This window comes from Colwellia sp. MB3u-45 (assembly GCF_014077005.1).
Classification (GTDB): domain Bacteria; phylum Pseudomonadota; class Gammaproteobacteria; order Enterobacterales; family Alteromonadaceae; genus Cognaticolwellia.
Map to the genome: position 1 here is coordinate 312,087 of NZ_JACGVC010000053.1, position 12,045 is coordinate 324,131.

Sequence of the window (12,045 nt, forward strand, 5' to 3'; positions counted from 1 at the left end):
GCATCCTTTTATAAAAAGACTAAAGTAAGTGAATTACTTTTTAGCTTTAGCTTTAGCTTCTTTCATTTCTTTTACTTCAGCAATAACGGCTTCTGCCACGTTGCTTGGACATGGAGAGTAGTGAGAGAATTCCATAGAGAATTGACCACGACCTGATGTCATTGTACGTAAAGTTCCGATGTAACCAAACATTTCTGAAAGTGGTACATCAGCTTTAATACGAACACCAGAAACACCAGCATCTTGACCTGCGATCATGCCACGACGACGGTTTAAATCACCAATAACATCACCAACGTGATCATCAGGCGTAAACACATCAACTTTCATGATAGGTTCGATTAACTGGGCACCAGCTTTTGGAATTGATTGACGGAAAGCACCACGAGCAGCGAGTTCAAATGCAACAGCAGATGAATCGACAGCATGGAAGCCACCATCGTACAATTCAATTTCAACGTCAAGTACAGGGAAACCAGCAAGAACACCAGTATCCATCATGCCTTTGAAGCCTTTTTCAATAGCTGGGAAGAATTCTTTTGGTACATTACCACCAACAACTTTTGATGAGAATGTAAAACCAGAATTTGGTTCACCTGGACGGATAATATAATCAATTTTACCAAATTGACCAGAACCACCCGATTGTTTCTTATGCGTATAGCTATCATCAATTTCTTGAGTAATAGTTTCACGGTAAGCAACTTGTGGTTTACCAACAGCTAATTCAACACCGTAAGTACGTTTTAGAATATCTACTTTGATATCTAAGTGAAGTTCACCCATACCAGATAAGATTGTTTCACCTGAATCTATGTCAGTTTCAACTTGGAATGTTGGATCTTCAGCAACCATTTTACCGATAGCAATACCCATTTTTTCCGTTGAACCTTTATCTTTTGGTGTCACAGAAATTGAAATTACAGGCTTAGGGAATACCATAGCTTCTAGGATGATTGGGTGCTTTGGATCACATAATGTGTGACCTGTCTGAACGTTACTTTTCATACCAACAATCGCGATGATATCACCGGCTTGTGCTGAAGTAAGTTCGTTACGGTCATCGGCTTGCATTTCACACATGCGGCCAACACGCTCAGTTTTTCCTGTTGCAGCATTAAGAATGCTATCGCCTTTCTTCAACGTACCTGAATAGATACGTACGAAAGTTAATGTACCAAAACGGTCATCAGTGATTTTGAATGCTAACGCTTTGAATGTTTCATCTGCAGAAACGATTGCGTATTTACCATTAGGCTCACCTTCTTCATCAGTAAGTGGTTGTGGATCAACATCCACTGGTGATGGTAAGTAATCAACAACGGCATCAAGAATGTTTTGAACACCTTTGTTTTTAAACGCAGAACCACAGTAAGTAGGGAAGAAGTCCATAGTACGTGTGCCTTTACGGATACAACGTTTGATGTCTTCCATAGATGGCTCTGTGCCTTCTTCTAGATAGGCTTCGAAAAGATCATCATCTTGCTCAAGAGCAGTTTCAAGCAGCATTTCGCGGTATTCTTCTACTTTATCAACCATGTCTGCAGGTACATCAGTGATTTCGAAGTTTTCTGGAAGACCGGTTGCATCCCATATCCATGCTTTGCGGGTAAGTAGGTCAACAACACCAACAAACTCATCTTCTTCACCAATTGGCAACACCATGATAAGTGGGTTAGCACCAAGTACTGTCTCAGTTTGTTTAACAACACGATAAAAATCAGCACCTAAACGGTCTAATTTGTTTACAAAGATAATACGGGCAACTTTTGAGTCATTCGCATAACGCCAGTTAGTTTCTGATTGTGGCTCAACACCACCAGAGCCACAAAATACACCAATACCGCCATCAAGTACTTTAAGTGAACGGTAAACTTCAACGGTGAAATCAACGTGACCAGGAGTATCGATTACGTTAAAACGGTGATCGTCCCAAAAACAGCTTACCGCAGCAGACTGGATGGTAATACCGCGCTCAGCTTCTTGTTCCATGAAGTCAGTCGTAGATTCACCATCATGTACTTCACCTGTTTTATGGATCTGACCGGTAAGTTTAAGGATACGTTCAGTTGTTGTGGTTTTACCAGCATCAACGTGAGCGAAGATACCAATGTTTCTGTATTTAGATAAATCTGCCATTACTTTACTCTATTTAAGTCGCTACTAAAAAAGCGGAATTGTTGAAAATTTGCGCGCGAGTATACCATTACTCAAGACGAATCGACATAAAAAATCATTTAAGTTTGCTAATTTTTGCTCAGCGCAGTTAAAAAGCTCAGTTGTGAAGCATATTTGGTGGTATTGAGATAATAAATAAAAAAATAACAAACCAATAGCTCTGCTTATATATGGCTATTAAATATAGTAATTGAAAACTGCAATGAAATTTGAATCAAGGCAATATGGCCTTAAATATTGTTTTGACATTGTGTTGATAGTGTTTTGACATTATCTATACCGCTTGAGTGAATATTTTTAGCCTAGATTAAACCATCTAATATTAGTCTCTATTGAGCAAACACCATCATAATGTAATAAGACTATACCCGACTTACTGCAATATACTCTTTTACCACTAAACTAGGCAATCAGATTAAAGGACAATTCGAAGGTAAGTGCCATTATCAGTAATTAGGTTCAGTGCTGCTTTAATAGCAACAGTGGCGAGACTGCTTCATTGATAATGGAATAACTCATCGACGCGAGCAGAAAATCATTGCTCTTGTTTATTAAAGCTATTTATAGAAGGTTTTGCTTGCTGGCCTAAGCTTATTGAGTGTTGTTCAGACTCAACATTTATACGCCCTTACAGACTAAATTCATTTGGCTGCAGGGAATATAAGACGCCTGATAGCATTATCTATATCAGCATTTGATTAAGTATGATGGTAAGAGACGATTTTGCTAGCGTTAAGATCAACTTCTTACAGACAAGTTATTAAAGGCTCATTTGTTATATTATTGATTGCAAGAAAAGCACAATTATTGCTGATGAGGATAGCCTACTTTACACAACACTCATCATCGATAGTCTAGTCTTCAATCCATATATAGCTAAGCCTTTCTAGACTTGCAAGCCTGTATTTAAAAGCGAAAAGGTTATAGGTGTTAAAGCGGTTAAATAAATAGTTGAAATTATCATCGCTCTCTGTATAATACGCCTCCACGTCGAGCTAGTCTCAACGTGTTTATCAGTTAACGTATTAGTTTAAATTATTAATAGTTAACACACAGCAATTCCGATACGGAGTTGAATGTTATAGCGATACTCCCCCCTTTTATATAAAAAGGTGATGGGCAGTATTTTGTTGTTCTTTAAAATGGGGATTTGTCTTAATGTCAAATCAAAGAATTCGCATTCGTTTGAAAGCGTTCGATCATCGCTTGATTGATCAATCAACAGCTGAAATCGTTGATACTGCTAAACGTACTGGCGCACAGGTTCGTGGTCCAATTCCACTTCCTACACGCAAAGAACGTTTCACTATCTTGACTTCACCACACGTTAACAAAGATGCACGTGATCAGTACGAAATTCGTACTCACAAACGCATGATTGATATCGTAGAACCAACTGAGAAGACTGTAGATGCATTAATGCGTTTAGATCTTGCAGCTGGTGTTGACGTTCAAATCAGCTTGGGTTAATAGGAGTTTTAACATGACTATAGGTCTAGTTGGACGTAAAGTGGGCATGACTCGCATCTTCTCTGAAGATGGCGTATCTACTCCTGTCACCGTCCTAGAAGTTGAAGCGAACCGTGTTGCTCAGGTTAAAACTGTTGACAACGATGGTTATTCGGCGCTTCAAGTTACTACGGGAAGCAAAAAAGCTAACCGTGTTAACAAGCCAACAGCTGGTCATTTTGCGAAAGCTGGTATCGAAGCAGGCCGTGGCCTGTGGGAATTCCGCTTAAATGCAAATGAAGGCGAAGGTCTTGTAGCTGGCAGTGAAATCACTGTTGAGCTATTTAATGACACGAAATTAGTAGATGTTACTGGCACCTCAAAAGGTAAAGGTTTCCAAGGTGGTATTAAGCGTTGGAATTTTTCAATGCAAGATGCAACTCATGGTAACTCACTATCTCACCGTTCAAACGGTTCGATAGGTATGTGTCAAACACCAGGTCGTGTTTTCAAAGGCAAAAAAATGTCTGGTCACATGGGTGCTGCAAAAGTTACAACGCAAAACCTTGAATTGGTTCGTGTTGATGTAGAACGTAACTTGCTCCTTATTAAAGGTGCGGTTCCGGGTGCAATCAACGGTAGCGTAATCATCAAACCAGCTGTTAAAGCCTAGTCCAGGAGATTTGTGATGGAATTAGCATTAAAAGACGCTTCAGGCGCTCTTGAAGTTTCTGAAACAACTTTTGGACTTGAGTTTAATGAAGCTCTTGTACACCAAGTAGTAGTTGCTTATGCAGCTGGTGCTCGTGCAGGTACTCGTGCTCAAAAAACTCGTTCAGAAGTTAGTGGTGGTGGCGCAAAACCATGGCGTCAAAAAGGTACTGGCCGTGCACGTGCTGGTACTAGTCGTGGTCCAATCTGGCGTACAGGTGGCGTAACATTCGCTGCTAAGCCACAGGATCACAGCCAAAAAGTAAACCGTAAAATGTACCGTGGTGCGATTAAAAGCATCCTTTCTGAGCTAGTTCGTCAAGAACGCTTGATCGTGGTAGAAAATTTTACAGTTGAAACACCAAAAACTAAAGAGTTAGTAGCTAAACTAAACGCATTGGAGTTAAAAGACGTATTAATCGTTACTCCAGATGTTGATGAGAACTTGTTCTTATCAGCGCGCAACTTGTATAAAGTTGACGTGCGTGACGTAGACGGTATTGACCCAGTTAGCTTGGTAGGTTTCGAAAAAGTTTTGATGACTGCATCAGCAGTTAAGCAACTTGAGGAGATGTTAGGATGATAAACGAAGAACGTTTACTGAAAGTGCTTTTAGCACCGAACATTTCTGAGAAAAGCACAATGGCTGCTGAAGTTAACAACACAGTTGTTTTCAAAGTTGCCACTACTGCTACTAAAGCTGAAATCAAAGCTGCTGTTGAGAAACTTTTTGAAGTTTCAGTTGATGGTGTTCGTACATTAAATGTCAAAGGTAAAGTGAAACGTACTGGTGCTCGTTTTGGTCGCAGAAGCGATTGGAAAAAAGCATACGTTACACTTGCTGAAGGCAGCGACATCAACTTCGTTGGCGCGGAATCATAGGAGTTTACGAAAATGGCTATAGTTAAATGTAAACCTACTTCTCCGGGTCGTCGCCACGTTGTTAAAGTGGTAAACACGGAGTTGCATAAAGGTAAGCCTTACGCACCATTGTTAGACACTAAGTCTAAATCTGGTGGTCGTAACAATAATGGTCGCATTACTGTTCGTCACATTGGTGGTGGACACAAGCAACATTATCGTATGGTTGACTTTAAACGTAATAAAGATGGTATCCCTGCTAAAGTAGAACGTTTGGAATATGATCCAAACCGTAGTGCAAATATTGCACTAGTACTTTACGCTGATGGTGAACGTCGTTACATCCTAGCCCCTAAAGGCTTAAGCGCTGGAGATTCAATCCAGTCTGGTGTCGATGCTCCTATTAAGCCAGGTAACACTTTACCACTTCGCAACACACCATTAGGTAGTGTTGTTCACGCAATCGAACTTAAACCAGGTAAAGGTGCTCAAATCGCACGTGCTGCTGGTACTTACGCTCAACTAGTTGCGAAAGACGGTGCTTATGTCACTTTACGTCTTCGCTCTGGTGAAATGCGTAAAATAGAGTCAGATTGTCGTGCTACTTTAGGTGAAATCGGCAACGCTGAACACATGCTTCGCTCTTTGGGTAAAGCTGGTGCTTCACGCTGGCGTGGTGTTCGCCCAACTGTTCGTGGTGTTGCCATGAACCCAGTTGATCACCCACACGGTGGTGGTGAAGGTAAAACATCAGGCGGTCGTCACCCGGTATCACCTTGGGGTGTACCAACTAAAGGTTACAAGACTCGTTCTAACAAGCGTACCGATAAATTTATCGTACGTCGTCGTGCTAAATAATAGTACTTTTAATTAAAGAGGAATCACCATGCCACGTTCTCTCAAGAAAGGTCCATTCATAGACCTACACTTGTTGACGAAGGTAGAGACAGCGGTGGAAAGCGGGATTAAAAAGCCAATTAAGACTTGGTCTCGTCGTTCAATGATCATCCCTACGATGATCGGATTGACCATTGCCGTCCATAATGGCCGTCAACACGTACCTGTATTTGTAACTGATGAAATGATCGGTCACAAATTAGGTGAATTTGCACCAACTCGTACTTACCGTGGCCATGTCGCGGATAAGAAAGCGAAGAGATAGGGGAAATTAGATGGAAGCTATTGCTACACATAAATTTGCCCGTGGCTCTGCACAAAAAGCACGCTTAGTTGTGGATCAGATCCGCGGCTTGCACGTTGAAAAAGCACTTGAGATCTTAACATTCAGCAATAAATCTGCTGCTGTTTTGGTTAAAAAAGTACTTGATTCAGCTATTGCTAACGCAGAGCACAACGAAGGTGCAGACATTGACGAGCTTATCGTAAAAACTATTATGGTTGACGATGGTCCAACAATGAAACGTATTAAGCCTCGTGCGAAAGGTCGCGCGGATCGAATCCTTAAGCGTACAAGTCACATTACTGTGATTGTATCTGATAGCTAGGAGATATTAGAATGGGTCAAAAAGTCCATCCAAATGGTATTCGCTTAGGTATCACGAAACCTTTCGCGTCTACTTGGTTTGCAAGTACTAAAGATTTCGCAGCTAATTTACACGGTGACCATTTGGTTCGTGAATATTTAACTGAAAAGCTTAAGCGTGCTTCATTATCAAAAATTGTAATTGAACGTCCGGCTAAATCTATCCGCGTTACAATCCACACGGCTCGTCCGGGTGTTGTAATCGGTAAGAAAGGCGAAGATGTTGAGAAACTACGTTTAGCGGTTTCTAAAATTGCTGGTGTTCCTGCTCAAATCAACATTGCTGAAGTGCGTAAACCAGAAATGGATTCGCAGCTTGTTGCTGATAGCATCGCTAGTCAATTAGAACGTCGTGTAATGTTCCGTCGTGCGATGAAACGTGCTGTACAAAATGCTATGCGTTTAGGCGCAAAAGGCATCAAAGTACAAGTAAGTGGTCGTTTAGGCGGTGCAGATATTGCACGTGCTGAATGGTATCGTGAAGGTCGTGTTCCATTACACACTTTACGTGCTGACATTGATTACTCAATTGCGCGTGCTGATACCACTTACGGTGTTATCGGTATCAAAGTATGGATCTTTAAAGGCGAAGTAATTGGCAACATGCCATTACAAGTAGAGCAACCAGCTGCTAAGCCTAAAAGAAAACCTAACCGCAAGACCAGTAAGTAGGGGAATAAGTAATGTTACAACCAAAACGTACTAAGTTCCGCAAGCAATTTAAAATGCGTAACCGCGGTCTTGCACATGTAGGTAGTTCAGTAAGCTTCGGTACTTTCGGGTTAAAATCAATGGAACGTGGTCGTATGACTGCGCGTCAAATTGAAGCGGCTCGTCGAGCAATGACTCGTCACGTGAAGCGTCAAGGTAAAATCTGGATCCGTGTATTCCCTGATAAGCCAATTACTAAAAAACCTCTTGAAGTTCGTATGGGTAAAGGTAAAGGTTCAGTGGAATATTGGGTATGCCAAATTCTACCTGGTCGTGTTCTTTATGAAATGGAAGGTGTTTCGGAAGAGATTGCTCGTGAAGCATTTGCTTTAGCAGCAGCTAAACTTCCGTTCAAAACAACTTTCGTAACTAGAACGGTGATGTAATGAAAGCTAGTGAATTGAAAGAAAAAAGCATTGAAGAGCTAAACGCTGAATTGCTTGAGTTGTTACGCGAACAGTTTAACTATCGCATGCAAGCAAGCACAGGTCAGTTAACGCAAACTCATTTGCAAAGAAATGTACGCCGTAACATCGCGCGTGTTAAGACTATCATAACTGAGAAGGCAGGTAAGTAATGAGCGAAGCAAAAATTCGTACACTACAAGGTCGTGTCGTCAGTGACAAAATGGATAAGTCTATCACTGTCCTGATCGAACGACGTGTTAAGCACCCTATGTACGGTAAGTACATGACGCGTTCAACTAAGTTGAAAGCGCATGATGAAACTAACCAATGTGCAGCTGGTGATTTAGTATCTATTCGTGAATGTGCACCAATTTCTAAGACTAAGTCTTGGACTTTGGTAGCTGTATTAGAGAAAGCTTAATCGCCTGATCTAATTCACAATAAGAACTTTGAAAAGGCTCTGCTTCGGCAGGGCCTTTTTTTTCAACAAAAAATTATAGATAGATTTTAAACGTCATTTTTTAAATGTGATATTAATACGGGATAATTAAGTGAATTATACCCTTGGTATAGTGCATTTTTCGGAGACTGTGGCAGCAATCCTCCTACAGACCCCTCCTAGCATAGTGGTTACTTTTTAGCTAAATAAAGTATCACTTTTAAATCACCGGTGTTATAATCTCGCGCCCGCTCGTTGTGAGTGGGATTTAGAAGGCAGTGACGGGTCAAATTTCTGGCCTTGAATTTAATCTTTTATAAAGATAATTTAGCGGAGACATATTAAATGATCCAAATGCAATCACAACTGAACGTAGCTGATAACAGCGGCGCTCGACGTGTACAATGTATAAAGGTTCTTGGTGGTTCGCACCGTCGCTACGCACGCATTGGTGACATCATTAAAATTGCAGTGAAGGAATCAACTCCTCGCGGCAAAGTTAAAAAAGGTGATGTCCTAACTGCAGTAGTGGTGCGCACTAAGAAAGGTGTTCGTCGTTCAGATGGTTCTACCATCCGTTTTGATGAAAATGCGGCTGTAATGTTAAATGCTAACTTACAACCAATTGGTACTCGTATTTTCGGTCCTGTGACTCGTGAACTTCGTAATGAAAAATTCATGAAAATTGTTTCACTTGCACCAGAAGTACTATAAGGAGTCACGATAATGGCATCTAAGATTCGTCGTGATGATGAAGTAATCGTACTTGCAGGTAAAGACAAGGGCAAAACTGGTAAAGTGACCAAAGTTCTTGTTGAAGACGGCAAAGTATTTGTTGAAGGTATTAACTTAATCAAGAAGCACACTAAGCCTGTACCTCAGTTACAGCAGCCTGGTGGGATTGTTGAAAAAGAAGCACCTTTAAATGTATCCAACGTTGCGATTGTTAACCCAGCTACTGGCAAAGCAGATCGTGTTGGTTTTAGAGATGAAGACGGCAAAAAAGCCCGTTTTTTCAAATCTAATAACGAATTAATTTAATTGGAGTAAACGATGGCGAAACTGCATGATTTATATAAAGATACAGTTGTAGCTGAATTGCAAAAGCAATTTGGTTATAAAAGTGTCATGCAAGTCCCTCGGATTGAAAAGATCACCCTTAACATGGGCGTTGGCGAAGCTATTTCTGATAAAAAAGTTTTAGAACACGCCACAAATGATCTTACTGCAATCTCAGGTCAAAAGCCGGTCACGACAGTAGCACGCAAATCAGTTGCGGGCTTCAAAATTCGTGAAGGCTATCCTATAGGCACAAAAGTAACTCTACGTGGCGAACGTATGTGGGAATTTTTAGAGCGTTTAATCTCTATTTCTATTCCTCGTATCCGCGATTTCCGTGGCTTAAATCCTAAGTCATTCGATGGTCGTGGTAACTACAGCATGGGCGTACGTGAGCAAATCATTTTCCCTGAAATCGAGTACGATAGAATCGATAAAATTCGCGGAATGGATATCACTATCACTACAAGTGCGAAGAACAATGAAGAGGGTCATGCATTATTGACTGCCTTCAACTTCCCATTTAAGAAGAAGGTGTAGAGTTATGGCAAAAACGTCAATGAAAGCTCGTGAAGCTAAAAGAACCAAGTTAGTTGCACAATATGCTGAAAAGCGTAGTGCACTAAAAGCTATCATCTCTGGTGCTGATTCTTCTGAAGAAGATCGCTGGGATGCTGTATTGAAACTTCAAAGTTTACCTCGTGATTCGAGTAGTAGTCGTCAACGTAACCGTTGTAATATTACTGGCCGTCCACATGGTTTCTTACGTAAATTTGGTTTAAGCCGTATTAAATTACGCGAAACTATGATGCGCGGTGAAGTTCCAGGTCTTAAGAAAGCTAGTTGGTAATTCACGGGAGTAAATGGTTATGATGACTGATCCTATCGCGGACATGTTTACACGCATCCGCAACGGTCAATCTGCAGCAAAAACTGCAGTAAAAATGCCATCTTCTAAGGTAAAAGTTGCACTTGCCAACTTGCTTAAAGAAGAAGGTTACATTTCAGAGTTTACAGTTTCAAGCGATGCAAAGCCTGAATTAACTGTTGAATTGAAATATTTTGAAGGTAAAGAAGTAATTGAAGTGATCAAACGTGTTTCACGTCCAGGTCTTCGCGTATACAAAGGTGCTCAAGAGCTTCCTAAAGTATTAGCGGGCATGGGTATCGCAATTATTTCTACTTCTAAAGGTCTAATGACTGATCGCGCCGCTCGCAATGCGGGTCTTGGCGGTGAAGTTCTTGGTTTCGTAGAGTAAAGGAGCAGAATTATGTCTCGTGTTGCAAAAGCACATGTCGCAATCCCTGCTGGCGTTACTATTACGTTATCAGGTCAAGACATCAAAGTTAAAGGTCCAATTGGCGAATTATCGCATACGATCCATAGCGCTGTTGTTGTTTCTCAAGAAGAGAGCAAGATCATCACTAATATCGTCGCCGATACTAAAGGCGCTTGGGCTCAAGCCGGAACTGTACGCTCTTTAATCAATAATATGGTTGAAGGTGTTAGTAAAGGTTTTGAAAGGAAATTATTGTTAAACGGTGTTGGTTACCGTGCTAAAGCTGCAGGTAAGGTTTTAAACTTATCTTTAGGTTTTTCGCATCCGGTTGAGCACGCAATCCCTGAAGGGATTACCGTTGAAACTCCTACCCAAACTGAAATCATACTGAAAGGTGCTGATAAACAGTTGGTCGGTCAAACTGCAGCGAACATTCGCGCATACCGTAAACCTGAGCCTTACAAAGGTAAAGGGATTCGTTATAGCGATGAGAATGTCCGTCGTAAAGAAGCTAAGAAGAAGTAGGGTAATACTATGGATAAGAAAACATCTCGTTTGCGCAGAGCTAAACGCTCTCGTGCAAAAATTAGCGAGTTGGGTGCGAATCGTTTAGTTGTATTCCGTACTCCTCGTCATATTTACGCGCAATTGATTGCACCAACAGGTTCTGAAGTAATCGCATCAGCGTCTACTTTAGATAAAGAAGTTAGTGCTCAGTTAGAAAAAACAGGCAACGTTGAAGCAGCTACGGCTGTAGGTAAGGCTCTTGCAGAACGTGCAGTAGCTAAAGGCATCACAAGTGTTGCTTTTGACCGTTCAGGTTTCCGTTACCATGGTCGCGTGAAAGCGTTAGCAGATGCAGCTCGCGAAGCTGGTCTTCAGTTTTAGGGGTTGATAATGGCTAATCATAATCAAGAAAACTCACAACAAAGTGATATGGCTGAAAAGCTAATCGCAGTTAACCGCGTTTCAAAAGTGGTTAAAGGTGGTCGTATTTTCAGTTTCACAGCATTAACCGTAGTTGGTGATGGTGCTGGTCGCGTTGGTTTTGGTTACGGTAAAGCACGTGAAGTGCCTGCTGCAATCCAAAAAGCAATGGAAAAAGCGCGTCGTAACTTAGTAACCGTAGATTTGAAGGGTACTACTCTTCAGCATGTCATCATTGGCAAGCATTCAGGTTCTAAAGTTTACATGCAACCAGCTTCTGAAGGTACGGGTATTATCGCCGGTGGCGCTATGCGTGCAGTACTTGAAGTTGCAGGCGTACAGAACGTATTGTCAAAAGCATACGGTTCTACTAACCCAATCAACGTAGTTCGCGCTACTGTATCTGCTCTTGCGAATATGCATTCGCCTGAAGCTGTTGCAGCAAAGCGTGGCAAAAGCGTTTCAGATATCTTGGGGTAA

At 41.3% G+C, this 12,045-nt stretch carries 20 protein-coding genes; 19 read left to right on the top strand and 1 reads right to left on the bottom strand.

Annotation, left to right across the window (positions count from 1 at the left end; all coding sequences use genetic code 11):
• Positions 1 to 33: 33 nt before the first annotated feature.
• The gene (fusA, locus tag H4J41_RS16540) at positions 34 to 2,139 is read right to left on the bottom strand and encodes an elongation factor G (RefSeq protein WP_182137233.1); all 2,106 of its coding nucleotides are present in this window, start codon (positions 2,137 to 2,139) and stop codon (positions 34 to 36) included.
• A gap of 1,197 nt (positions 2,140 to 3,336) precedes the next feature.
• On the opposite strand from fusA, the gene rpsJ reads away from it, so the two are divergent.
• The 19 genes from rpsJ (at position 3,337) to rpsE (ending at position 12,045) form a co-directional block, all read left to right on the top strand.
• Positions 3,337 to 3,648, top strand: a complete 312-nt coding sequence (rpsJ, locus tag H4J41_RS16545; protein ID WP_070375080.1) for a 30S ribosomal protein S10 — start codon at positions 3,337 to 3,339, stop codon at positions 3,646 to 3,648.
• Between the two features lie 13 nt (positions 3,649 to 3,661).
• On the top strand, positions 3,662 to 4,300 hold the full coding sequence (rplC, locus tag H4J41_RS16550; protein WP_182137234.1) for a 50S ribosomal protein L3: 639 nt from the start codon (positions 3,662 to 3,664) through the stop codon (positions 4,298 to 4,300).
• Between the two features lie 15 nt (positions 4,301 to 4,315).
• On the top strand, positions 4,316 to 4,921 hold the full coding sequence (gene rplD / locus H4J41_RS16555; RefSeq protein WP_146877787.1) for a 50S ribosomal protein L4: 606 nt from the start codon (positions 4,316 to 4,318) through the stop codon (positions 4,919 to 4,921).
• Complete coding sequence (gene rplW, locus H4J41_RS16560) at positions 4,918 to 5,220, top strand: 50S ribosomal protein L23 (protein WP_182131657.1); 303 nt, start codon at positions 4,918 to 4,920, stop codon at positions 5,218 to 5,220. Before rplD ends, rplW begins: the two co-directional genes overlap by 4 nt.
• Positions 5,221 to 5,232: 12 nt before the next feature.
• A complete protein-coding gene (rplB, locus tag H4J41_RS16565; protein WP_182137235.1) occupies positions 5,233 to 6,057 on the top strand; it encodes a 50S ribosomal protein L2 in 825 nt (274 codons plus the stop codon).
• Positions 6,058 to 6,085: 28 nt separating this feature from the next.
• The gene (gene rpsS / locus H4J41_RS16570) at positions 6,086 to 6,361 is read left to right on the top strand and encodes a 30S ribosomal protein S19 (RefSeq protein WP_146877784.1); all 276 of its coding nucleotides are present in this window, start codon (positions 6,086 to 6,088) and stop codon (positions 6,359 to 6,361) included.
• 10 nt (positions 6,362 to 6,371) lie between these two features.
• A complete protein-coding gene (gene rplV, locus H4J41_RS16575) occupies positions 6,372 to 6,704 on the top strand; it encodes a 50S ribosomal protein L22 (RefSeq protein ID WP_126667308.1) in 333 nt (110 codons plus the stop codon).
• A gap of 11 nt (positions 6,705 to 6,715) precedes the next feature.
• On the top strand, positions 6,716 to 7,414 hold the full coding sequence (rpsC, locus tag H4J41_RS16580) for a 30S ribosomal protein S3 (protein ID WP_146877782.1): 699 nt from the start codon (positions 6,716 to 6,718) through the stop codon (positions 7,412 to 7,414).
• 11 nt (positions 7,415 to 7,425) lie between these two features.
• Complete coding sequence (gene rplP / locus H4J41_RS16585) at positions 7,426 to 7,839, top strand: 50S ribosomal protein L16 (protein WP_146877781.1); 414 nt, start codon at positions 7,426 to 7,428, stop codon at positions 7,837 to 7,839.
• Positions 7,839 to 8,030, top strand: a complete 192-nt coding sequence (gene rpmC, locus H4J41_RS16590) for a 50S ribosomal protein L29 (protein WP_182131655.1) — start codon at positions 7,839 to 7,841, stop codon at positions 8,028 to 8,030. Before rplP ends, rpmC begins: the two co-directional genes overlap by 1 nt.
• Positions 8,030 to 8,281, top strand: a complete 252-nt coding sequence (gene rpsQ, locus H4J41_RS16595) for a 30S ribosomal protein S17 (RefSeq protein ID WP_182137236.1) — start codon at positions 8,030 to 8,032, stop codon at positions 8,279 to 8,281. Before rpmC ends, rpsQ begins: the two co-directional genes overlap by 1 nt.
• Positions 8,282 to 8,644: 363 nt before the next feature.
• Positions 8,645 to 9,013, top strand: a complete 369-nt coding sequence (rplN, locus tag H4J41_RS16600) for a 50S ribosomal protein L14 (protein WP_182137237.1) — start codon at positions 8,645 to 8,647, stop codon at positions 9,011 to 9,013.
• A gap of 12 nt (positions 9,014 to 9,025) precedes the next feature.
• Positions 9,026 to 9,340 (top strand): 50S ribosomal protein L24, encoded by a 315-nt coding sequence (gene rplX, locus H4J41_RS16605; protein WP_182137238.1) that lies wholly within the window; start codon positions 9,026 to 9,028, stop codon positions 9,338 to 9,340.
• A gap of 12 nt (positions 9,341 to 9,352) precedes the next feature.
• Positions 9,353 to 9,898 (top strand): 50S ribosomal protein L5, encoded by a 546-nt coding sequence (gene rplE / locus H4J41_RS16610; protein ID WP_182137239.1) that lies wholly within the window; start codon positions 9,353 to 9,355, stop codon positions 9,896 to 9,898.
• Between the two features lie 4 nt (positions 9,899 to 9,902).
• Positions 9,903 to 10,208, top strand: a complete 306-nt coding sequence (gene rpsN / locus H4J41_RS16615) for a 30S ribosomal protein S14 (RefSeq protein ID WP_146877776.1) — start codon at positions 9,903 to 9,905, stop codon at positions 10,206 to 10,208.
• 19 nt (positions 10,209 to 10,227) lie between these two features.
• Positions 10,228 to 10,617: a 30S ribosomal protein S8 gene (gene rpsH / locus H4J41_RS16620; protein ID WP_404842454.1), complete on the top strand. Its 390-nt coding sequence runs from the start codon at positions 10,228 to 10,230 to the stop codon at positions 10,615 to 10,617.
• Between the two features lie 12 nt (positions 10,618 to 10,629).
• Entirely contained in the window at positions 10,630 to 11,163 is a 534-nt protein-coding gene (gene rplF, locus H4J41_RS16625) for a 50S ribosomal protein L6 (RefSeq protein ID WP_182137240.1), read from the top strand.
• Between the two features lie 9 nt (positions 11,164 to 11,172).
• Positions 11,173 to 11,526 (top strand): 50S ribosomal protein L18, encoded by a 354-nt coding sequence (gene rplR, locus H4J41_RS16630; RefSeq protein WP_182137241.1) that lies wholly within the window; start codon positions 11,173 to 11,175, stop codon positions 11,524 to 11,526.
• 9 nt (positions 11,527 to 11,535) lie between these two features.
• Complete coding sequence (rpsE, locus tag H4J41_RS16635; protein WP_146877772.1) at positions 11,536 to 12,045, top strand: 30S ribosomal protein S5; 510 nt, start codon at positions 11,536 to 11,538, stop codon at positions 12,043 to 12,045.